Below are 23,543 nucleotides of genomic sequence, written 5' to 3'. Positions count from 1 at the left end.
TAATCAGAACCCTTTCGACCTTGTACTTTTTTATTGTTCTTCAATGGCCTGCAAAGGATAGCCGAGCAGTGCCATTTCCAGACAGTGGCGCCGATTCGGTTCAAAGAAATCATTACCGAGAATATCTCGAATTTTTTCCAGACGATTGTATAAGGTTTGCCGGTGAATGAACAGTTTCCTCGCTGTTTCTCCTTTTGAACCCATGCATTTAAAATACATAGACAGTGTATCTACTAAATTAAGATGGTGCTTGTGGTCATAATCAATTAACTGCCCCAGCTGATCATGTATGAATTCATTCAGAATTGGGCCCGGAACAGTGTTAAGCAGCTGATAAACGCCAAGGTTTCCATAAAAGCAGCATTTTTCCATTGCAGGTACTGTTTGAGAAATTTCGATCACCTGATACGCTTCTTTAAAACTCATCCACACTTCAGACAGACGCGTTCGTGATTTTCCAATACCGACATGAAAGTTTAAGCCGGGCAGCGCTTGATTAATATACTTCTCCAGTCCGTCGATTAAGCCCTGGACATTTTTGTACAGTCCTGTCAGCGACTCCGCCGTAACGCGTTCTTTAGCGCAAATAAAATAAATCTGATTATTTTTCATCATTAACAGGTGGTGCATTTGATAGCGTTTTAATAATGACCGGGTGAGAACGAGAATATCCTGGTTACGGGCCTCCATACGCTCCGGACCAGCTTCGATCACATTATGCTCAAATTCGATAACCCCTCCGACAAAGATGTATTTTTCTCCGTTTGGCGATGGAAGCCCCATTCTCATCTGTGCCTGCTCTTCGCTTTCGATACGCTTGCTGAGAATATCCTGAATCAGTTCATTCTGATTGCTCAGGATCTTCTCTTCAAGAAATTGTGTACGCAGCAGCACGGTCGCTACTGCTTTAGCGGTATAATCAATCAGCAGCTTCATATATTCGGTGGGGTGCGCTTGATGAAGAACCATGCCGACGCAGGAAAATACTTGGCCAAAACAGACAACCGGCTGGATGAGCAAATAGCAAGTATCATCCATCTTCCAAATTTCGGTCTCCTGAATATGGTCAAAAGCTTTTTTCTTCTCATTGCAAAAAGCGTTTATCATATCGGACTTTTCTTTAGTTACAGAAGGATAAAATTTATTTGCCTCAATGGTGGATAAATAGATAATTTGCCTTTCGGAGTAACTTTGTAAAAGACGCAAAATGGCAGGAATGTCCGTACTCTGCAGAATCAGCTGCTGCTGTTTTTGAGAAAATTGTTCCAAATTTTTCAGCAGACCAAAGTGCTGATTAATTAAAAAAGAATGAATGTCTTGCGTGATCTCTTCAAAACGAATCGGCTGGCGGAACAAAATGAGCGGAAAATCATACGCATCACACAGTGCGATGATCTTATCCGGTATTTCATCAATCGTCGTGCCGAACTCAATGCAAAGCCCGGAGGTACCATGATCGATGATCTGACGCATATAGTCTAATCCGGATTTCACCGAACGCTTTAACCAAATACCGGTTGTGAGAATCAAATCATGCTTGCTGACGTATGGAGCAGCATGGGTAATTTCTAGAATGTGCACCCAGCGAACTTCTCGAAACAAACCATGTGCACCCGCAATTAATGCTGCTCGCTGAAAAAGTGGGCGTTCAAGCACATCCTTCACACAAAATGGCATTTCATCCATCATCCAGCCCCCCAAATGTCGTATTTCATTTCATTATATTGTCATATTATCTAACACAGTCGCCAAATGTCAAGTTTTTTACCGAAAGAGTAGACAAAACGTATGATGAAATGAACCCTTTTTGTTTGTAACATTCTAATTAAGGAATAACACAGGCTTCATTTGATTCTCAGTCAACTTGTTTAGTATGAAAAAACTGTTGACTGTGGTCGTCAAATTCATATGTCTGATTATTCAATTATTGGATTAGATAAAATAACTGGGAGGAATTCATTCATGATCATCGGCATTCCAAAAGAATTGAAGAACAACGAACGTCGTGTTGCCATCACCCCTGCGGGTACGTATCACTTGGTTCAAGAAGGCAATGCAGTCTATGTAGAAACGTTGGCAGGTGCAGGCGCGGGATTCTCCGATCAACAGTATGAAGAAGCAGGCGCAGTCATCACTTCAGCTGAAAAAGCCTGGTCGGCTGAAATGGTGATCAAGGTTAAGGAACCGGAACCGGAAGAATATCATTTCTTTCATGAAGGACTGATTCTTTTTACTTACCTCCACCTTGCTCCTGCAGTCGGTGCCGAATTGACAAAAGCACTCGTTGCAAATAAAGTGGTATCCATCGCTTATGAAACGGTTCAACGTGCTGATCGCGTGCTCCCTCTCCTCCAGCCAATGAGTGAAGTTGCTGGCAGAATGGCCGTTCAAATTGGTGCCCAATACCTTGAAAAATTCAGCAACGAAGCCGGAAAAGGCATTTTGCTTGGCGGGGTACCTGGCGTATCCCGTGGCAAAGTCACCATTATCGGCGGGGGTATTGTCGGCACGAACGCAGCAAAAATCGCGGTCGGACTCGGAGCGGATGTCACAATTCTTGACATAAGTGCAGACAGATTGCGTGATCTCGACGATATCTTCGGAAATTCACTGAATACGGTCATGTCGAATCCTTATAATATCGCTGAATCGGTTAAAGAAGCCGACCTTGTTGTCGGTGCCGTACTGATCCCCGGCGCGAAAGCTCCTAAGCTGGTAACTGAAGAAATGGTTGCCAACATGAAGGAAAGCTCTGTAATCGTGGATGTTGCCATCGACCAGGGCGGCGTGGTTGAAACATCCGATCACAGCACAACTCATGACGATCCTACCTATACGAAGCACGGCGTCATTCATTATGCAGTAGCAAACATGCCTGGCGCTGTTCCAAATACCTCGACGCTTGCCCTGACTAATGTTACCATTCCTTACGCGGCGAAAATTGCCAGCAAGGGCTACGTCAAGGCATGTCTCGAAGATGAAGCACTGCTCAAGGGATTGAACACTTTGGATGGCTTCATTACTTTCAAAGCAGTTGCCGACGCGCATGGCTTGGAATACAAATGTGCTAAGGAATTGCTTAAGGCAGCGGCTGAAGTTTGATTTTAGCCCTGTGAATTAACCTTAATTAATTCGGTAGTTTTGCGGCTCTTTATTGAATCATTTACCTCTTTGTTTCTATGCAAAGAGGTATTTTTTATCCGCACAACGACCAGAGCGAGCCGTTCATGATAAGGAGTAATTCTTTTCCAAATATCCGTCCCACAGCCGGCAGCCAAATCAACGCAATGATAATCGATATTCGGTTAAAAAGTTTTATTAATCCACACCGCCGGATGCTTTTTATCCGTATCAATCGTCACCTGTGCACCAATCGGCATTGTCATCATCGGATGGGTATGACAGCAGTCAAAATCAGCGATGATCGGCAGGTTTTTGCCATTCAGAACCTCTATCAGCAGGTCAACCGGATTTCTTCCGGTACCTTCGTCATCAAATTGTTCATGCTTGCCGAGCAAAATACCACTTACCCGCTCAAAGACACCATTAACTTTAAGTAATGAGAAATTTTTCTCTACTTGAGATGCATCCTTCATCGAGTCCTCAATGAGCAGAATATCCCCTTTTTCTATTTCAGGCATATAGGGACTTCCCCAAAATCCATTCATCGTATTTAAGTTGCCGCCGATGAGCCGTCCAGTGACTTTTCCGCTGTTATTACCGATCCAATGATTCTCGTGTTGCGTTTTTTCTTTTGTTTTAACTTCCCAATTCACCGCTTCTTCCGTCCAATAGTCCGGAGCAGTAAGTTGGATCGGATAAACACTTTTCTTGTCAACTATTTGTTCAAAATAACGATACGTTTGATCCACAAAAGGAGGAAATTCACCGAATGACGGAACAAGGGCCGGTCCATAGAAAACGGGACAGCCAGTTTGCGTGTAGACAGCAAGAAGAATAGCGGTCATATCTGAATAGCCAATCACTATTTTCGGATTTCTCTTAAATGCTCGATAGTCGATATAAGGCAGCAGTGAGTTTGAATTTGTTCCGCCAATAGTTGACATAATCATTTTTATGTCATTATTACGGATTAATTCATTTAATTCTTCCGCTCGCTCTTCGATTGTTCCGGAGCGATAGAAATCCTGCTTTCCTGTTAAGCATCCCTCAACAATTTGAAAACCTTTTGACTCAAGAAAATGCTTCGCTCGTGTAAAACGCAAAGGCGACGTTGCCGTTATTGGCGATGATGGTGAAAAAATACCTATTTTATCTCCTTTTTCTAAAGTTAGCATAAGTTAGCAACCTTCCATTTCCAAATTTAATCGAAATTAATAAAAAAACCGGCAAATATCTTGCCGGAAATTCTGTCAATGATTATTCACCCAAATATCACATCGTCAAGGAGAACTGCGATTCATACAGGCGACGATAAACACCATCCTGATCGAGGAGCTGGTCATGAGCACCTTGCTCAGAAATTCCGTCTTGAGTAACAACAACGATTCGATCTGCGTTCTTAATCGTTGCTAGCCGATGAGCGATAATCAGTGTTGTACGTCCTTTGGATAACAATTCAAGTGACTTCTGAATTGCGACCTCTGTTTCGGTATCCAATGCAGAAGTGGCTTCGTCAAGAATCAAAATGGACGGATCCTTGAGGAACATGCGCGCGATCGAAAGGCGCTGTTTTTGCCCGCCAGATAATTTGACCCCCCGTTCACCAATAACCGTGTCTAAACTGTTTGGCATAGTCGCAACTGTATCCTCTAATTGTGCAAGCCGGAGGACATGCCAAATATCTTCATCAGTTGCATCTAATTTTCCGTATGCCACATTTTCACGAAGCGTTCCTGAAAAAAGGAAGACATCTTGCTGTACTAAGCCGATGTGACGGCGCAATGAGGAAAGCTTAAAATCCTGAATATCGATGCCGTCAATCGTAATCCTGCCTCCGGTCACATCGTAAAATCGAGGAAGCAGGCTGCACAAAGTCGTCTTGCCAGCTCCTGTCGGGCCGACAAATGCAACCGTTTCTCCAGCATGAATATGCAAATTAATGTGCTTCAGCACCTGTTTCTTTCCTTCGTAGCCAAAGCTGACATCGCAGTAATCAATCCTGCCTTTCACAGAATCCACGTCAATTGCATCCTCTTTATCCACGATTTCGGGCGCCTGACTCTTTAAGTTCATAAAACGTTTGAAGCCGGCAATTCCTTTAGGATACAGTTCGATAATTGCGTTAAACTTTTCAATCGGCTGAACAAAGATATTGGCGAGCAGCAGGAAGGCAACAAATTGTCCGCTGCTTAATTCACCGTGAATGACGAACCAGGAACCGCTGATTAAAGTAAACAGAGTGATCAGTCGCATGAAAAAGTAGTTGGTCGTCACACTCGTCGCCATAATTTTATAAGAAAATAATTTTGCTTTTTGATATAATTTATTATTTTCTCGAAACTGCTTTTTTCGTTCATAGTTTTCATTTGAAAATGCTTGAACCACACGAATTCCGCCAACCGCATTCTCAACATTAGCGTTAAATGACGCGATATCTTGATAAATTTGATCGGTTGCTCGAGTCATTTTCATATTGAATACAATGATAAACGTACCAAGAATTGGGACAAGAACAAACGTGATGCACGCTAATTTCCAATTAATCGTCACCATTAAGAAAAATGCTCCAAATAAAGACATCAGCGCAATAAAAATATCTTCCGGTCCGTGGTGTGCAGTTTCACCAATATCAAAAAGATCCGTAGTGAGACGCGATATCATATGTCCGGTTTTGTTGTTATCGAAGAAATGAAACGATTGCCTTTGGATATGCTCGAACAGTTCCTGACGAATATCCGTTTCTATTTTGATGCCCAGCATATGCCCCCAATAGGTCACGATATAATGAGTGATTGTATTAATCACATAAAAAAGAAGCAAACCCGCGGATGCGAGCATAATAATTGACCAGTCTTTTCCCGGAAGCAGTCGGTCAATGACTTGGTTGACAGCGACTGGAAAAACAAGTTCGAGCAAGGCAAGCAGGACCGCACAGAAAAAGTCAAGGAAAAACAGTTTCTTATAGGGTTTGTAATAAGCATAAAAAGAACGAATCACTTGCCGCCCTCACTTTCATTCGATTTAAAGTTCATTTAGCCAAAGATCGCGGCTGGCATCGGAAGGCATACGCCAGTCACCTCGTGGGGACAGGCTCACTGTTCCCACTTTCGGGCCATCCGGAATTGCCGAACGCTTGAATTGCATTGAGAAAAACCGTCGAATAAAAACATCCAGCCATTTCCGAATAACCGCTTCATCATAGACGTCCGCAAATGCTGCTTTAGCTAAAAAGAGTATTTTTGCCGGCGTAAAAGCACTGCGGACAAAATAGTACAGGAAGAAGTCATGTAATTCATAAGGACCGACGATATCTTCGGTTTTCTGGGCAATTTTCCCTTCAGCGTCTTTAGGCAGCAACTCAGGAGTCACCGGTGTGTCAAGAACGTCACGTAAAATTTCACTGATTTCTTTTGTCGTCTCTTCTTCGGCAACATAACGGACAAGATAACGAACAAGTGTTTTCGGAACCGAGCAATTGACAGCGTACATCGACATGTGGTCACCGTTATAGGTACTCCATCCAAGCGCGAGTTCGGAAAGATCGCCTGTTCCAATTACAAGTCCGCTTTCTTTATTGGCAATGTCCATCAAAATCTGCGTCCGTTCACGTGCTTGAACATTTTCATAGGTCACATCATGAATGGCCGGATCATGGCCGATATCTTTAAAGTGCTGCAGGCACGCAGCTACAATATTGACTTCTCGAAAATCAGTCTCCAGCTTTTTACACAGTGACACGGCATTTTGATAGGTGCGATCCGTTGTACCGAAACCGGGAAGTGTTACTGTGATGATATTCTTTCGATCATAGCCAAGCAAGTCATAGGTCTTGACGATGACAAGCAATGTCAACGTAGAATCGAGTCCGCCAGAAATTCCAATGACCGCTTTTTTCAATCCAGTGTGCTCCATTCGTTTTGCAAGTGCTGCTACTTGGATATTGAAAATTTCACTGCAGCGCTGCTCCCTTTGCTTGACATCAGACGGCACAAATGGATGTTTATCAATTGCACGATCAAAGACTCCGAATTCTGTGTTTTTATAGGTAAAGAATATTTTTCTCACTTCCCAGGGAACCGTGGAAGATGCTTCTCTAAAGCTGATATTTTTGATTCTTTGCAGGTTCAGCCGATCAATATCAATGATCGATGTAACAACTTGATTCTCTCTTTGAAAACGTTCATTTTTAGCCAGCATATTTCCGTTTTCAGCAATCAATAATTCACCGCCGAAAACGACATCGGTTGATGATTCTCCTGTTCCGGCACCCGCATATAGATAAGATGCTATGCATTTCGCGCTTTGCGAAGCAACCAATGCATGTCGATAATCAGCTTTGCTCACCACTTCATTTGATGCAGACAGATTCCCGATTAGCTGCGCCCCTGCCAAACTCAAATAGCTGCTTGGCGGCACGACGCTCCAAAGATCCTCACAAATTTCAAATCCAATTTGAAACGGTCCGCTTTGAAAGAGAAGGTCAATGCCGAATGGTATCGATTTCTGAAAAGATAAATCAACTGAATGACCGATAATCTCCCTTCCTGACGAGAACCAGCGTCTTTCATAGAACTCTTCATAATTGGGGATGTAGCTCTTGGGGACGATACCGAGCACGTCTCCGTCAAATAAAATATAGGCACAATTATAAACTACTGTCTCAGCGTAGAGCGGAGAACCAACAGCAATCATGATGTCTTTTCCAGCACTGTAGGCGCATAACTCCTTCACACCCAAAGCTGCTTGATCAAGCAGCTGCTTCTGCAGAAACAAGTCGGCACATGTGTAGGATGTGACGCACAATTCGGGAAAAACAATCAGTTTTGCATGTTGCTCAACCGCCTGATCAATACACTTTTTTATATTCATGATATTCGTAGCGACATCCGCAACTCGAGTTACCGGACAAGCAGCAGCAACGCGGATAAAATTCATTGACTTCATTACTTAAACCTCCGATCAGGTAGACCTGAAAAACTTACGGTATCCATCATTCCCTAAAACATGGACTGACAATGCACAGTTGTACAAAAAGCCTCCCGATTCCAGAGAGGCTTCAGCAGACAGCATCGTCTTTTATTTTACAAAATTCTCAACTTACACATGTTCATTCAAAATAATTTTAAAGCCGCTTCAAAAAAATGTCAAATGAAGGCAATTTTTAAACCTTGTGCGTATTCACTCATCCCGTTTGCTCCTATGTATTGCTGTTTTCTTTTTTTTAACGATGCAAGTGACAGGCAACAAAATGACCACTTTCAATTTCGGTAAATTCAGGAACTTTTTCTGAGCAAGTATCCATGACGAATGGGCAGCGTGTGCGGAACACACACCCGCTTGGCGGATTAATTGGACTTGGCAGCTCTCCTTCTAACAGGATTCGTTCCCGTTTCTCCTCAATATCCGGATCCGGAATGGGAATTGCAGAAAGCAGAGCTTGAGTGTATGGATGTAAAGGCTTTTCATAAAGATCATGACTTGAACTCAATTCGACAAGATGACCAAGATACATGACTCCGATGCGATCACTAATATACTTAACCATTGAAAGATCATGAGCAACAAACATCATTGTAAGTCCCTTTTCTTTCTGAAGCCGCTTCAACAGGAAAACCACTTGAGCTTGTACCGAGACATCCAATGCCGATATTGGCTCATCGGCAATAATAAACTTCGGATTTAGGGCCAGCGCGCGTGCAATTCCAATTCTCTGCCTCTGTCCCCCGCTAAACTCATGCGGGTAACGATTTAAGTAATTTCGATTTAATCCCACTTCTTCCAGCAGCTGTTCTACTTTCTCTTTCCGTTCTCTGGAATTCTTGTATGTCTTATGAATATCCATCGGTTCGGCAACTAACTCAAGAACTGTTGAACGCGGATTCAGTGAAGCATAGGGATCCTGAAATATCATTTGCATCCTTCGATGCAACCGGAAACGTTCCGATGCGGCCATCAAGTCAACATCCTGGCCGTTAAATTCAATTTTTCCATCTGTTTTTTCGTAGAGTCCCATAATTGTTCGTCCCAGCGTTGATTTACCGCATCCGGACTCGCCTACAATCCCCAGCGTCTCACCGGCACTTATAGACAGACTGACATTGTCAACGGCTTTTAAAATTTGTGACCGGTCAATCTCAAAATACTTTTTTAAGTGTTTTATTTTTAAGAGCGGCTTCTTCTCCATCATTCATCCTTCCTTCCAATAACGTCTGATCGCGCATAGTTCCTGCTCATAAATCGTACCTTTTAGTGCGGTAATCGTGACCTTTTTTCCAGGTGTTTGTGAATGAATCATTTTTCCTTCCCCGAAATAGATGCCCACGTGATGTACCTCACCTGATCCCTTTTCATAAGCAAAAAAAAGCAGATCACCAGGTAAGACTGATTTGAGAACGATCGCTCTGCCGCCCGCCGATTGGTCATCGGCATCACGAGGAATGAGGTACCCTCCGGCTCGAAGCATGGAATAGCTATAGCCGGAGCAGTCATAGCCATAGGCACTCATGCCCGCCCATAAATAAGGCAGATCCAAGAATTTTAATGCAACGTGAACAATATCCGTACCGGTATATGATGACCGCCTAGCTGGAAAACTCAAATCCTTCTTGTGAAGAATCCCCGTCCCTATGGGTGTATCGACTTGGACAAGATGATCGGTTTCCGCAATCGCAGGAAGAAAAGTACCGAAGCTTAACTCGAAAATCGGCTGATTTGTTTCGTTATAAAGGATCGCCGTTTTACTTTGAACCATAACTGACTCGTAAGCTTCGCTTCGATTACAGAGAATGGACTGACTGACGGGCATCCAACCGGGATATCCGCGTTTATCTCTTGACGAGTACTGATCAGGAACAACCACTCTTGCCCATTCTCCATTTATCTCATCAATAATAATCGGATCATTAAAGAGCACTTGAGTTTGTGTCCTCTTTTCGCTGCATAAGGCAATCGTTTCTTCGCGGGTCATGGCCGAAAGCCAAGTTTTCATATCCGGATTTTTTGAAACTGCCGAAGCGTCAATAGGACGAAACGAGCTGGGCGATGTCCAAACCGTAGCAACAGGAACAGAAATCCTTCTTTTTTGCACAACTTTCCCTCTTTTACTTTTCAAAATGAATGTCCGATATTCCTAATCCCGGTGAGTCAGACAAAGTAATTTTATTTTGTTTGTATGAAGCACCGCCTTCAATTGGGTCCGAAGAAAACATAAGTGGTGTATCTAAATCGCATCGGGTAACATTGGACTTGGAAGCTGCAAAATGGCAGGCCGCAGTTACTGATATTTTCGATTCAATCATGCAGCCTACCATACACTCAATCCCGTAGGTTTCAGCTAATGTATTGATTTTCTCAGCTCCGGTGATACCGCCTGCCTTCATCAATTTAATATTAATAATGTCGCAACCGTGCATCGCGAGCAGTCTCGCCGCATCTTTAGGGCCGAATATACTCTCATCAGCCATGATTTGTGTCGCTACATTTTCGGTTACAAGTTTCATTCCCTCAAAATCCCACGATTGTACCGGCTGCTCGATCAATTCAATGTCAAGGTCCATATCTTCCATTTTTCGAATAATGGCAATCGCATCTTTTGCGCACCAGCCCTGATTCGCATCTAAACGCAGCTTAACTTTTTTGCCCACTGCCTGCCGAACACCCTTGATTCGTTCCAGATCCTCTGAAAGTGTTGAGTTGCCGACTTTAATTTTTAATGTGGTAAAGCCTTTTTCAACACCGGCTCGTGCATCCCCCATCATCTCATGGACTCCATTAACACTGATCGTTAAATCTGTTTCCAATTCACTTCCATTTCCCCCAAGGAGCTGATAAAGTGGGAGATCCGCTTTCTTTGCAAGGCAATCATATACTGCAATATCGACAGCAGCTTTAGCGCTCGTATTATGGAGTATTGACTTTTCAATCACTTGATGAATCTGCTCTCTGTTTTCAATGGCTAAACCTATGATCAGCGGACGAATAACCTCTGTTATCACATAGTTGATACTCCCAAGACTGTCACCTGTTATGACATGCGTTGGCGGAGCTTCGCCAAAACCAGTCGTTCCGTCATCACATGTTAAACACACAATAAGACTTTCAGCTTTCCTGACTGTCCGAAGTGCTGTTTTAAAAGGTTTTGTGAGAGGAATTGTGATTTTTCTAGTCTGCACATTAACAATTTTCATAAGCATTCCCTCCGCTTTATTTAAACGGGATGAAACCCGCAAGCTCTTTCCCGAATCAGGCGGTAAAACAATTGCTGCTTTCATAAAAATTGCACGAGTGAACCAAGTTCCCAGATGCAATCAGTTCCTTTGCAGCAACATGGAGCATCCTCATTCAGAGAAAAACCGTTTTCCGTAATCAGGAAAACGGTCTCTTCTGGCATAAGAATGGACATGCGCTAAGTATTCCTGCTGGTTTGAACAACTGCGATTAGTTCGATTTAGTTGCCCACTTCAATTCCATATAGCCTACCGGATGACGAACAATTCCCTTAACTTTACTGCTCTGTAATTCAGATTGATTGTAAAAATATACTGGGAAGAGCGGCATTTCTTTCATCAGAAGCTTTTCAGCTTGATACATAAGCGCATAACGTTTTGTATCATCTTTCTCATTCTTTGCTTCCTTAAGCAGTCGATCATATTCTTTATTGCTCCACTGCATACTGTTCATAGGCATCCCTGTAATGAAGTTCTCAAGGAAGTTAATTGGATCCCCATAATCCGCTAGGAATGAACCGCGTGAGAACTGGAATTTGCCCCTCTTCTGATCAACTCCGTACACATTCCACTCCATATTAGCCAGTTTGATGCTCACACCCAAATTCTGCTTATACATTTCCTGAACTGTTTCTGCTATTGATTTATTAATGTCTGTCGTATTATATGTCAAGGTAACAGGAGGCAGTTTCGTAATCCCCTCTTCTTTCATGCCTTCAGCAAGTAATTTCTTGGCTGCCTTTGGATCATATTTATAAAGATTGCCGTTATGCGCACGGAAATCCTCGCCACTTGGATCTTTAAATCCCGGAGAAACAAATCCGTAAGCCGGATCGTTCTTTTGCTTGACAACGTAATTAACAATTTTCTTGTTATCCACTGCAAGTGCAAAGGCTCTTCTGATTTTCGCGTTATCAAATGGCTTCATTTTCACATTCATGCTGAAGAAGTATGTGCCTGCTTGCTGACCGACTTTGACTTTTCCTTCTTTGAAAAGTTGATCGGAAAGATCCGGCGGAACGCTTGCCACGTCAAGTTCTCCAGTTTTATACATTTGATATTCTGTATTTGTATCGTTAACCATTGCCCAGTCAACTTCGTCAAGCTTTACTGTTTTCTTATCCCAGTAGGTACTGCTTTTCTTAAAAACCATGTTCGCATCATGTTTCCATGAAGCCAGCTTAAATGGTCCGTTTCCGACAAAGGTCTTGGCATTCGCATACCATTTCGAATCTTTTTCCGCAACTTTTTTGTTTACCGGAAAGAAAGCAGGATTGGAGATCATATTGAGAAAATAGGATTGCGGTGCATTCAAGGTTACCTTCAGCGTTTTATCATCTTCTGCTTTAACCTGAACATCATCAGCGGAACCTTTATTCAGATTATATGCTTCACCGCCTTTAATGAGATAACCCAAAAACGCTGCTGGTGAAGCAGTCTTAGGATTAAGCAGCTGCTTCCATGCGTATTCAAAATCACCGGCAGTTAAATCGTCTCCATTATCCCATTTTGCATTCTCTCGAATGTGGAATGTATAGGTTTTCCCATCTGGTGAAACATCCCATTTTGAAGCGGCTGCCGGATGAGGGCTATTGTCTTTTCCCAGACGCGTCAATCCTTCCATCAGATTGTTCAAAGCGTTCCAAGAATACGCATCAAATCCGATTGGCGGATTAAAAGAGGTAGGTTCCGATCCATTATTAAGCTTCAGAACCTGCTTTCCATCCGATTTCTTGCTTGATGAATCAGGTTTAGCGGTACAACCACTAAATGCTAAAACAAGCAGAACCGTCATACCAAGCAAACAAACTTTGCTAAATAACTTTTTCAAACGAATTCCTCCTGCCTTTTTATAATATTTCAACCTGATGCCGAATAGTATCGGCTCTTTTATCTAAAAACCAACAAGCAACTGCATGGTTTTCACCAGCCGCTGTTGTCGGCGGTTGAACACGCTGACAAACTTCCATGGCAAACGGGCATCTTTCGCAGAAAGCACAACCTTCGGGAGGAGCAAATAAATCCGGTGGCGCGCCTTCTATCGGTTTTAAAGTATCGGAAGGAAGATCAATCCGTACGATTGCATTCAAAAGTGCTTGAGTATACGGATGCTTCGCATGATAAAAGATATCCCGTTTGCTGCCTGTTTCAACAATCTTACCGGCATACATGACGGCTACTCGATCCGCACACTTGGCGACAACACCAAGATCATGAGTGATCATAATCATTGCAACACCGGTTTTCTTTTGAATATAATCAAACAATTCTAAAATTTGCACCTGAATTGTCACATCAAGAGCTGTCGTCGGTTCATCTGCAATGATCAGATCCGGTTCACAAATTAGAGCCATTGCAATAACGATCCTCTGCCTCATGCCTCCGCTGAACTGATACGGATACTGTTTCATTCGCTGGTCCGCGTTTGACAAACCAACCATTTGAAGCATCTCAATCGCTTTTTGATAGGCGTCTTTTCGTGATCCCTTCTTCTGATGAATGATTCCTTCGGTTAGCTGTGACCCTATGGTCAACGTCGGATTCAGAGCGGTCATAGGATCCTGAAAAATCATTGACATATTCACGCCTTGGATTTTTCTCAATGCTCTCGGTGAAGCGGTCGTCAATTCCTTTCCTTTAAATCGAATGGAGCCATCAATAATTTTTCCATGCGGTTTAGGGATCAGACCCATTACAGCCAATGAGGTAACACTCTTTCCACATCCGGATTCACCAACCACCGCGAAGGTCTCTCCATTGCGGATATCAAACGAGACGCCTCGAACTGCATGAACTTCACCACCATGAGTCGTAAAAGAAACATGTAAATTTTCTACCTCAAGCAGTTTGTCCGATTGTCTATGCACTGTAGCGTCATCTCCTTAATTTCGGATCCAGCGCATCTTGCAAGCCGTCACCTAAGATATTAAAAGCAAACATTGTCAGCGAAATAAATAATGCCGGGAAAAACAATCGCCACCAAAATCCGGCGAGAAGTGCGGATAATGCATCACTAGCCATCACGCCCCAGCTCGCGTATGGAGCTTGTACACCCAATCCTAGAAAACTAAGAAATGCTTCGGAAAAAATAGCCGATGGAACGGTTAACGTCATTTGCACAATGATTGGACCCATAGTATTAGGAATGAGGTTTTTTCGAATAATGCGCCAAGGCTTGCTGCCAAATGATTTGGAAGCAGTGACGAATTCGTAATTTTTTAATTGAAGCATTTGTCCTCTGACGATGCGCGCCATTCCGGTCCAACCGGTGACTGTTAATGCAACAATAATCGTCAATAAGCTCGGACCCATCACAACCATGAGCAAAATGACAACAAGCAAATAAGGAAGACCGTAGAGAACCTCAATAATCCGCATCATAACCAAGTCTGTTTTCCCGCCCAAATAGCCGGATACCCCACCATACGCAACGCCGATAAACAAGTCAACAAGTGCTGCCACAATCCCGACAAATAATGAGATCCGCGCACCATACCAAGTTCGTGTAAAAACATCTCGGCCCAGTTCATCCGTTCCGAACCAATGATTGGAAGACGGCGCTAAATTTTGCAGTGTCAAATGCTGTGCCGTTACTGAATAAGGTGAAAAAATCGGCCCAAAAATGGCAAATAGACCAAGAAGGACTAAAAAAGTCAGGCCAAGCATAGCAAGCTTGTTCTTCCGAAGCTGAATCCAAGCATCCTGCCAATACGAGATGCTCGGACGCGACAATGACTGCTGCACTTTTTTCTTACGATTGAGCAGACGAAACCAATCCGTTGGAATTTGTGTCATTAACGTTTGTTTTTTCAACTCTTTTAAATCTGCCATCAATCCCCCTCCTTGCCCATTTTAATTCGTGGATCAAGCCATCCATAGGCAATGTCAACAAGAAACAGCATAAAAATTAACAGCGCGCTATAGAACATCGTTGTTCCCATGATCACGGGATAGTCACGAGAATTAATGCTATCGACAAAATATTTGCCCATTCCCGGTATCGCAAATATCTTTTCAATAACAAACGTACCGGTTAATATGCTCGCAGCAAGTGTACCCAACACCGTAACAACCGGTAAAAGCGCATTTTTTAATGCGTGCTTTGTGACAATTAAAAAAGGAGAAAGCCCCTTAGCCTGAGCAGTCCGTATGTAGTCCTGTGTCAGCACCTCAAGCATGCTTGAACGTATCAGGCGTGCAATAATTGCCATCGGACCGGTCGCCAGTGCAACAACCGGCATAATCATATAAGCAAATCCCTGCCATGTTCCCGCAGGCAGCAAACGGAGATTAACTGCAAATTCTTGGATAAGCAGCGTAGCCAGAACAAAGTTAGGAATGGATATCCCCAGAACGGCGATCGTCATTGCTAAATAGTCAATGAAGCCATTATGTTTCAAAGCAGCGAAAATACCAAGAACAACTCCGGAAACAACAGCTACTGCAAGTGACCACATCCCCAGTTCAAAAGACACCGGAAACCCTCTTCCAAGCAAATCATTTACCGTTTGGGAAGGTTGCTTAATTGACGGACCATATGTAAATGTTGCTATTGACTTAAGATAAATGAGATACTGAATCGGGAGCGGTTTATCAATATGATAATGTGTTTCCAAATTTCGCACCGCAGCATCGCTAAGTACTTTTCCGTTTAAATTGTTAAATGGCGATCCCGGAATCGCATGCATGAGCAGAAATGTCAATGTAGCGATCACCCACAGAGTTAAAATCATGGCAAAAAATCTCCTCGCAATAAAGCGAAGCATAGCAGCACCTCCTTTATAAAAAATGAGTAAATTTAATTTATATTTTCTGAATTTTGCAGCAAATATTTTGTTATCTCTCTAAAAACACAAAATCCAGCCCCGAAAAACAAGAGCTGGATTTTGTCTAGGTTATTAGACAAAGCGGCCTATTGATGAATAATTTGATTGTATTTTTTTACAGCATCGCAAAAAGCAACGATCAATGCTTTCTGTGATGAGCCGAAATATCTTGTCCGAATATCATCCACAATATCAGGGTCATTGATTAATCGTCCCGATAATAAAGAATGTACAAAGCGAGTTGTCAAATTGATCGTTGCCGAACATTCCACGTCAACAATTCTTCCATTCATACGATCAATGACTAGTCCAATAAAAAATTGATTAAAACGAATCGTTATCGGATTCTTTTGCGAAGACTTGGCATCCCCAATAACAAAGACCGTATCTTTATGATAAACCATACATGTTCCTTCCTTATTTCATTCAGATAATTTGAGGGACTGTCAGCTGGATGGCTGCAGGAACTCAAATTGCGAACAGCTTTAAGGATTAAGAAAAGTATATAAGAGAATTAATTAAATGTCAATATTATAAAATGTTTTAATTTTTAAACAATAATCGGACCATTTTTGCACCACAGCGATTGCAAAACCGTATTCATTCATTCTTTTCCGATTGTTGAATCAAATAATTTGCAATTGCATCTCCGATATTCTGAATAGCCATTAATGCTTTCTGTCTGTTTTTGATTCCACTTGTCATTACAGTAACAGCCATGGAGTGACCGTTGCAAGTGAAATAGGCCGCGTCATGATCAATTTCTTCCATTTCACCAGTTTTATTGTAAACTGAGACGGGTTGAGTTTTTTCGTCAAACAAACCAGGAAGCTTGTCCCTGAATTGCTGATGAAGCATCCAAAATTTGACTTCATCCGGAAACGGATCAGTCTTAGAAAAAATATGGCGGATAACTGAATTTGCATCATGTGCGCTGATGCGATTCGTACGTCCTTTACGCTGAGCATCTTCGTCCATCATTTTTCGTTCTATCTTCGTTTCCGTTAGCCCCTGATCAGCAACCCACTTCTGAATTTGATCAATTCCAAAAAAATCCATAATTAGATTAGTTGCCGTATTGTCGGACACGCTGATCATCAGTCCCAAAAGATCTTTTACCATCCACTCACGTCCGGATAAAAGCTGAAGGACACCTGATCCTCCAACAATCTGCTCCTCATCAAAGCGAACGGTTTGCTGCAGCTGGGATGGGTTAAGGTGTGGATTTTTAAATGCATAGAATAAAATAGGCAGTTTGATCAGGCTGGCCGACAGCATTGGAATATTTTCGTTGTAGCCAAATGAAGCTCCATCCGAACCGATTGCCTCTACTGCTATATGATCTCTGAATTCATTCGTAACTGATCGGAACACTTTACGAAGCTCGGTACTTGCATCAGTCATCAATCTGGGCTCCTTTTACTATAGAGGATGTTCAAAATGGTCAAGAAGGGTAGTAAAAATCTACTGATAGTACTACGAATCATCATGTCAAGACTACACTCAATATAGCATTGCGGCCCTCTTGTTGAAAAGATCCTGATTGGAATTCAGCGAAACATTTTGCCTTATTAAAATCATTTATCGGTTACATGACTCCCGGCTGAATCCACAACTGTTTCCGATCAGCGTCAAGCATTGCGTCAACGCCAAGTGGAACAGAAAAATTCGGAGCGCAATGACCAATGAGAAAACCGCCGACTACCGGTTTCCCCAGAGACCCTAAATAAGTCCGAATGACTTCTTGATAAGTAAGCGAATCTTTTTTTTCTTTCGAGGGACTTTGATGAATATCACCAATTATAAATCCGGCTGCCTGATCCAATTTTCCTACCACTCTCAATTGATTGAGCATACTGTCAATCCGGTAAGGTGCTTCTCCAATATCTTCGATTAAGACAAGTTTCTTTCTCATATCAATCTCAAATGGTGTTCCGATTGAACTGACTAAAAGTGATAAATTGCCACCGACCAGCTTGCCTTCAGCAATACCACCATGTAACGTGGAGAGTGGAGACAAATGTTCGTCATAGCGCAGTGACATTGGCTGAAAAAGCTGGGAAAACAATTGCTTCGAAAGCAGCGGTACATCAGGAGCGCTGAGATCCGAAGCGAGCATAGGGCCGTGAAAGGTGACCAAACCGCATTGCTGCCTAATCGCCGTATGTAAATAAGTAATATCGCTGTATCCCCAAAAAATTTTGGGATGATTTCGGATTAAATCAAAATCAATACGATCTGCAAACCGGGCCGTACCGTAACCACCTCTTGAGCAGATAACTGCACGTACCGAATCATCAGCAAACATCTCATGAAAATCAGCTAATCGTTCTTCGTCAGATCCGGCCAAATAGCCGTATTTTTTATCGATATTTTTCCCCAGACGAACTTGAAAACCAAGCTGCTTTAACCAATCACATCCCTTTTTAAGCCGCTGCATATCAGGTGATCCAGCAGGACTGATCACGCCTATCGTATCTCCTTCATATAATCGACTTGGAATAATCATTAACACTGCCTCCTTCATGCCCAAACACCACAGAATCCAGTTCAAAATGACTTTGAACTGGATTCTTTTAGGACTATTTAGACAAAGCTTATAAACTTTTATATTCTCTATATTTGCGCGCATCTTTAAAAGCCACCATTGACGCTTTTTGAGAAGAACCGATGTATTCATCATGAACGACTTGAGAATCATCCGTCGGTCTCCCTATTAAAGAAAAACTAACAAATTGCGTCAACACAACGATCAGCAAATGATCTGCTTCTACACTTTTATCATTAATAAAGAATTGAATGAATCGTAACATGCTCGAATGTTCCTGTAATGATTTTGCACCGATGATGAAGTAAATTGCATGGGCATCGTAAGTCATTACTTTAATTTCCTTCCTCTGCCACAATCAAGTGATTCGAGAGATCAATGATAACCACAGTTGACTTAGTCCGTGAAACTAAAAGGAACAAAATAAGTATATTCGGACTCATTTACTTTGTCAATATTTTAAATATTTTTGCTAACAATCACTATCGTTGGCATGACATTATATGGAAACAAGGTGAACAAAATGGTCATGGCAAGCCATTTGTTATGTATGAATTGCATCGTTAAAGGAAAACTAACAAGAAAAGTCCCTATTGATGAACTGATTATCCGCTATCAATCATCAATTGAATATTTTTTTAGATCGGAGTTAAAAAATGGCAAGAAGAAAAAGAGCAATACTGGATTACTGCGGATCCTCAAGTTTGAACTATCATCGACCGGCGGTTGTTGCTTGGTGGTCGGCAGCATTTCCGGGGTTCGGTCACACGCTTCTGGATATGCATGTCAAAGGAAATGTCTTATTTCTTTTTGAGATCATTATCAACTTCAATTCAAAACTAAACTTGGCAATGGTTTATTCTTTCATTGGTGATTTCAAGCATGCAACAAACGTTATTAATACGCAATGGATACTCATCTATATCCCTTTTTATTTTTATTGTATTTGGGACAGTTATCGTACGGCCGCAAAATTGAATCTCTTATATACATTAACTAAGGATCAACCGGTAGAAATGAATGTACTCGATTTACGCTCGTTAGAAACGTGTTTTCTGGATAAGCGCCTTCCATGGGTCGCATCCGTTTGGTCAATTTTGCTTCCCGGATTAGGGCAGCTTTATACGCGCCGTCTTATTCCCGCCATTTCACTTTTGGCCTGGTCGGTGGCTATTTACGTCAATTGCCATGAACTTCAAGGCATGCAGCTGTTCATCATTGATCCTGCAAAAGTCAATGAATCTATTCAGGTCATTGATGCTGAATGGTTTCTTTTTATTCCTTCACTTATTTGGGGCAGCGCCTATGACGCATACTCAAAAACAGTTGAAACCAACCATCTTTTTGAGGAAGAACTGAGCACTTATTTATATCGCGAATGGGGAGCGAACCAATCACGGCTGAATATTTGAGAAAGGGAGGCCCAGACTGATGAGCAACATCCTTTGCTTGTTTCGTCCATCACTTTCTGTTGAACTGCTGTTAACCGAACTGCAGAGAAATAAGATCAAAAAAAGTGATATTTCCTGCTTTATTTTAAAAGCACAAACACCATTTAAAAACGGATTAACGGATAAAGATCCAACTGAAACAACAAGTCTGGCAGACTTGGGCTTTATTTTTGCTACTGTTTTTGGTGTTGTTGGTGCCAGCATAGGATTTCGACTGACTCTAGGTCCGATCATCTGGGGAATTGTCTCAAGTATTATCGGTTTCTTACTTGGTTTTATTATTGATTATTTTTTCACAAGGGCATACAAACAAAAGTCGCATTCTTTTGTGCTGATTTCAATTTGCTGCCGCAGCGAACAAGAAACTTTAATAAAAAAAATAGCGGAAACCCATCAGGTGCTCGGGCTTACCGTTATTGAGTCTTGAAGCGGCTTTTTCTCATTTTCTATTTTTTTACGGCATTCTTTGCAATATCCGTAAATTTCAAATTTATGTCCGGTTACTTGAAAATCAGGATCAACTTGGGACAGATCCTGCATTGGGCATACATCGATGGTTCTCGTTTTCCCGCATCTCAGACAAATGAGATGATGATGGTGATGCTCCTTACAATGAAACTGATACATTTTTTCCCCGTCCAGTTCTGTTTCCTCAAGAATCATTAAGTCTTGGAACAGAGATAAATTACGATAAATGGTATCAAAACTTATTCCCGGATAGTCATCTTTCAAGGCAATTTGAATGTCTTTAGCCGAGAGATATCCGCCCTTTCGATCAAACAGATTCAAAATGTCTTCGCGTTTATCTGTATGTTTATACCCTTTATTTTTAAGTAAAACCATGGCTTCCTGTTTATTCAATGAGAATCACCTCTTTTGCCGTAAAATCATTGTTGAACTTGAACCTTCACAACACAGCATACCATTTTTCTCTGAAAAAGCATAACAATCGTTATGAACGAAAAAAAGAGATTCCCACATGGAGAAACTCTCTTATTCTCATTCCTTCACCAGAAAAAACCGATTGCCAGGATAGCTGCGATTGACGCAAGCGCGATTGGATAACCCCAGCCCCAGCTTCCCCAGAGGAATAAGCCGGGACTGCTTGATAAATCAGTTCCAGCGGGCTGCACGTATGCATTCCGTTCGTCGACACGCGTCAGTATGCCTCGATGAACAGAGCCATCATGACAACGAATTTCGACCGGCTGTTTTAATAGACCGCAGCACTGAGAATAAATCGATTGATTGGGCATTTTCATTCACTCCCATTCACAGGTTATTCTCTAATACTGTATGTCTAAGAACAACTGGGAGTGGCGGCATTCATCACCTTTTTCCGCCCGTTCTCAACTATTTTTGACGTAGTGGTGTCGTGTGTGGTCAATTGTCTGTGCAAGCAGATTCATAACGTGTTCGTCCTCTTCGGAATAATAAATGACCTTTCCTTCACGACGTGATTTAACCAGATGCAGCTGCTTTAAAAAACTGAGCTGATGAGACACAGTCGATTGCTGCAGCGTTAAAAACTCAGAAATCTCCGAAACCGAACATTCCTGCTGCGACAGCAAATAGAGAATCCGAACACGAGTCGGTTCAGACACAGCTTTAAAAATTCGTGTAACTGTTGTTAATGTTTTTTTATCTAAATCAACCGGTACATGATCGCTCATCATTATCATCCTAATCGAAACATTTCATGTGACTAACATAGCAGACTCCGAACAGTTCTGTCTATTGTACTGCACGCATGATGGCTTACTTGTTCTTATTCAGCGCCCATTGTTCAATGTCCCAGATCCTTGTAATCCAATTTTCATAGAACACCGGTTCATGACTGACCACTAAAACAGTGCCTTCATAAGCTTCCAACGCTTTGCTTAATGCTTCCTTTGCGTATACATCCAGATGGTTTGTCGGCTCATCAAAAATCAGGACATTGCTTTTCTGCAGCATTAATCTTCCGATTCGGACCTTCGTTTCTTCACCACCGCTCAATGTATCCATCGGTTGTCGCATGTGTTCAGCAAACACACCGCATTGAGCCAGATGCTGGCGGAGAATTTTTTCAGGCGTTTCCGGAAATTGTTCCATCATCCATTCCAGAGGTGTTAAATGAGGCGGTGCCGAAAGTTGCGAAAAGTAACCGGGCATCACGCGATCCCCCTGTTCTATTCTTCCTGAAAGCGGCTTTAGCTCACCTAGCAGTGTCCGAAGAAGCGTGGTTTTTCCAATGCCATTATGTCCAATAATAGCTATTTTCTCGCCGCGCATAATTTTCTCATTAATGCGTGGAAATAAGGGTTGATCATAACCGACATCAAGATGATCAGCTGTGAAAATCATTCGTACCGGCTGATGATCTACCTTAAAATGAAAATGCGGCTTTCGGAGCTGTGAAGGCGGATCCAGACGCTCAATTTTGTCCAGTTGTTTTTCCCTACTCTTAGCTTGCTTTGCCGTAGCCGTACGCACCTTATTTTTCTGAATATAGGTTTCCAGCTTTTTAATTTCGCGTTGTTGCTGCCGGAACGCAATTTCTTGCTGTTCCAGCCGTGCTTCATGCTGCTTGAGATAGGATTGATAATTACCGACATAACGAACCAATTGCTGATTTTCCAAGTGATAAACAAATTGGGCAATTCGATTCAAAAAGTGTGTGTCATGAGAAATCACGATGAAAGCATGTGAATACGCATTGAGGTAATTCGTCAGCCAATTAATATGAACGACATCAAGATAATTCGTCGGTTCATCAAGCAGCAGTACTTCCGGATTTTCAAGCAGTAATTTTGCAAGACACAATTTAGTCAGTTGCCCTCCGCTCAATTGCGTTACGTCTTTATTAAGTCCGATTGCCGTTAATCCTAATCCATCTGCCATTTCATGAATTCGTGCGTCAATCGTGTAAAAATCATTTGCCAGTAATAGCTCCTGCAGCTGACCGTACTGGTCAATATAGGAAGGATCCGCATCCGGATCTTGCATTTTGACTGTAAGTTCATTCATTGTGCGTTCAGCATCAAAAAGTTCTTTAAACGCATCTTGCAGGCTTTCGTAAATGCTTTTTCCCTTGCCGAAATTCAAATGCTGCTCAATAACGCCGATTTTCAAATTCTTCCGCTTGTTGATGCTCCCATTGTCCGGTAATAATTCGCCAAGCAGCAATTTAAGAAAGGTAGATTTTCCGGCGCCGTTATGGCCGACAAGGGCAATGTGTTCGCCCTCCATCAGCCTGAAATTCAGTTTTTGATAAATCAATTTGTCTCCATAAGAAAAAGCGACATCCTTTGCTTCAATAAGTAACATATATTCACGCTCCTGATTTACGGCCGATTGAGAAGCAAGCAGATAGACAGGACTTTTCCGA

22 protein-coding genes are annotated in these 23,543 nt (G+C 42.2%); 3 read left to right on the top strand and 19 right to left on the bottom strand.

Annotation, left to right across the window (positions count from 1 at the left end):
• Positions 1 to 30: 30 nt before the first annotated feature.
• Positions 31 to 1,686, bottom strand: a complete 1,656-nt coding sequence (locus tag NIE88_RS08045; protein WP_309247023.1) for a PucR family transcriptional regulator — start codon at positions 1,684 to 1,686, stop codon at positions 31 to 33.
• Positions 1,687 to 1,962: 276 nt separating this feature from the next.
• Here NIE88_RS08045 and ald point away from each other — a divergent pair, with 276 nt between their 5' ends.
• Entirely contained in the window at positions 1,963 to 3,102 is a 1,140-nt protein-coding gene (ald, locus tag NIE88_RS08040) for an alanine dehydrogenase (RefSeq protein ID WP_253060934.1), read from the top strand.
• Between the two features lie 203 nt (positions 3,103 to 3,305).
• Here the strand turns inward: ald and NIE88_RS08035 are convergent, their stop codons facing one another.
• From NIE88_RS08035 to NIE88_RS07970, 14 genes are all read right to left on the bottom strand, one after another.
• Positions 3,306 to 4,298 carry a S66 family peptidase gene (locus NIE88_RS08035; RefSeq protein WP_253060932.1) on the bottom strand — a complete coding sequence of 331 codons (993 nt, stop codon included), beginning with the start codon at positions 4,296 to 4,298 and terminating at the stop codon, positions 3,306 to 3,308.
• A gap of 97 nt (positions 4,299 to 4,395) precedes the next feature.
• Entirely contained in the window at positions 4,396 to 6,120 is a 1,725-nt protein-coding gene (locus NIE88_RS08030; protein ID WP_253060927.1) for an ABC transporter ATP-binding protein, read from the bottom strand.
• Positions 6,121 to 6,144: 24 nt separating this feature from the next.
• The gene (locus tag NIE88_RS08025; protein WP_253060925.1) at positions 6,145 to 8,067 is read right to left on the bottom strand and encodes an NAD(+) synthase; all 1,923 of its coding nucleotides are present in this window, start codon (positions 8,065 to 8,067) and stop codon (positions 6,145 to 6,147) included.
• A 277-nt stretch (positions 8,068 to 8,344) separates the two neighbouring features.
• Positions 8,345 to 9,307, bottom strand: a complete 963-nt coding sequence (locus tag NIE88_RS08020) for an ABC transporter ATP-binding protein (protein ID WP_290446375.1) — start codon at positions 9,305 to 9,307, stop codon at positions 8,345 to 8,347.
• A gap of 3 nt (positions 9,308 to 9,310) precedes the next feature.
• Positions 9,311 to 10,210, bottom strand: a complete 900-nt coding sequence (locus NIE88_RS22595) for a C40 family peptidase (RefSeq protein ID WP_253060918.1) — start codon at positions 10,208 to 10,210, stop codon at positions 9,311 to 9,313.
• 13 nt (positions 10,211 to 10,223) lie between these two features.
• Positions 10,224 to 11,309: a mandelate racemase/muconate lactonizing enzyme family protein gene (locus NIE88_RS08010; protein WP_253060916.1), complete on the bottom strand. Its 1,086-nt coding sequence runs from the start codon at positions 11,307 to 11,309 to the stop codon at positions 10,224 to 10,226.
• Positions 11,310 to 11,559: 250 nt separating this feature from the next.
• Positions 11,560 to 13,179, bottom strand: a complete 1,620-nt coding sequence (locus NIE88_RS08005) for a peptide ABC transporter substrate-binding protein (protein WP_290446363.1) — start codon at positions 13,177 to 13,179, stop codon at positions 11,560 to 11,562.
• A 19-nt stretch (positions 13,180 to 13,198) separates the two neighbouring features.
• The gene (locus NIE88_RS08000) at positions 13,199 to 14,215 is read right to left on the bottom strand and encodes an ABC transporter ATP-binding protein (RefSeq protein WP_253060914.1); all 1,017 of its coding nucleotides are present in this window, start codon (positions 14,213 to 14,215) and stop codon (positions 13,199 to 13,201) included.
• Positions 14,216 to 14,222: 7 nt separating this feature from the next.
• On the bottom strand, positions 14,223 to 15,179 hold the full coding sequence (locus NIE88_RS07995) for an ABC transporter permease (RefSeq protein WP_290446362.1): 957 nt from the start codon (positions 15,177 to 15,179) through the stop codon (positions 14,223 to 14,225).
• Positions 15,179 to 16,114 carry an ABC transporter permease gene (locus NIE88_RS07990; protein WP_253060912.1) on the bottom strand — a complete coding sequence of 312 codons (936 nt, stop codon included), beginning with the start codon at positions 16,112 to 16,114 and terminating at the stop codon, positions 15,179 to 15,181. Before NIE88_RS07990 ends, NIE88_RS07995 begins: the two co-directional genes overlap by 1 nt.
• Before the next feature lie 146 nt (positions 16,115 to 16,260).
• Positions 16,261 to 16,578 (bottom strand): DUF3870 domain-containing protein, encoded by a 318-nt coding sequence (locus tag NIE88_RS07985; protein WP_253060910.1) that lies wholly within the window; start codon positions 16,576 to 16,578, stop codon positions 16,261 to 16,263.
• 196 nt (positions 16,579 to 16,774) lie between these two features.
• Positions 16,775 to 17,578, bottom strand: coding sequence for a serine hydrolase (locus tag NIE88_RS07980; RefSeq protein WP_253060908.1), 804 nt, complete (start codon positions 17,576 to 17,578; stop codon positions 16,775 to 16,777).
• A gap of 184 nt (positions 17,579 to 17,762) precedes the next feature.
• On the bottom strand, positions 17,763 to 18,683 hold the full coding sequence (locus NIE88_RS07975; protein WP_253060906.1) for a S66 peptidase family protein: 921 nt from the start codon (positions 18,681 to 18,683) through the stop codon (positions 17,763 to 17,765).
• Between the two features lie 88 nt (positions 18,684 to 18,771).
• The gene (locus tag NIE88_RS07970; protein WP_253060896.1) at positions 18,772 to 19,053 is read right to left on the bottom strand and encodes a DUF3870 domain-containing protein; all 282 of its coding nucleotides are present in this window, start codon (positions 19,051 to 19,053) and stop codon (positions 18,772 to 18,774) included.
• Positions 19,054 to 19,378: 325 nt separating this feature from the next.
• Between NIE88_RS07970 and NIE88_RS07965 the strand changes: the two genes are divergently transcribed.
• Both NIE88_RS07965 and NIE88_RS07960 read left to right on the top strand, forming a co-directional pair.
• Positions 19,379 to 20,134 (top strand): hypothetical protein, encoded by a 756-nt coding sequence (locus NIE88_RS07965; protein ID WP_253060885.1) that lies wholly within the window; start codon positions 19,379 to 19,381, stop codon positions 20,132 to 20,134.
• Between the two features lie 19 nt (positions 20,135 to 20,153).
• The gene (locus NIE88_RS07960; protein WP_253060873.1) at positions 20,154 to 20,600 is read left to right on the top strand and encodes a hypothetical protein; all 447 of its coding nucleotides are present in this window, start codon (positions 20,154 to 20,156) and stop codon (positions 20,598 to 20,600) included.
• On the opposite strand, the gene NIE88_RS07955 is transcribed toward NIE88_RS07960, so the two are convergent.
• The 4 genes from NIE88_RS07955 to NIE88_RS07940 form a co-directional block, all read right to left on the bottom strand.
• Entirely contained in the window at positions 20,567 to 21,034 is a 468-nt protein-coding gene (locus NIE88_RS07955) for a Fur family transcriptional regulator (protein WP_253060871.1), read from the bottom strand. The two genes, NIE88_RS07960 and NIE88_RS07955, sit on opposite strands and share 34 nt — an antisense overlap.
• A gap of 146 nt (positions 21,035 to 21,180) precedes the next feature.
• The gene (locus tag NIE88_RS07950) at positions 21,181 to 21,429 is read right to left on the bottom strand and encodes a hypothetical protein (protein ID WP_253060869.1); all 249 of its coding nucleotides are present in this window, start codon (positions 21,427 to 21,429) and stop codon (positions 21,181 to 21,183) included.
• 93 nt (positions 21,430 to 21,522) lie between these two features.
• On the bottom strand, positions 21,523 to 21,846 hold the full coding sequence (locus NIE88_RS07945) for an ArsR/SmtB family transcription factor (RefSeq protein WP_253060867.1): 324 nt from the start codon (positions 21,844 to 21,846) through the stop codon (positions 21,523 to 21,525).
• Positions 21,847 to 21,931: 85 nt separating this feature from the next.
• Positions 21,932 to 23,482 (bottom strand): ABC-F family ATP-binding cassette domain-containing protein, encoded by a 1,551-nt coding sequence (locus NIE88_RS07940; protein ID WP_253060857.1) that lies wholly within the window; start codon positions 23,480 to 23,482, stop codon positions 21,932 to 21,934.
• Positions 23,483 to 23,543: the final 61 nt, after the last annotated feature.

The sequence above is a fragment of the Sporolactobacillus shoreicorticis genome (genome assembly GCF_024125445.1).
Lineage (GTDB): Bacteria > Bacillota > Bacilli > Bacillales > Sporolactobacillaceae > Sporolactobacillus > Sporolactobacillus shoreicorticis.
This window is presented reverse-complemented; position numbering and strand designations above follow the sequence as displayed.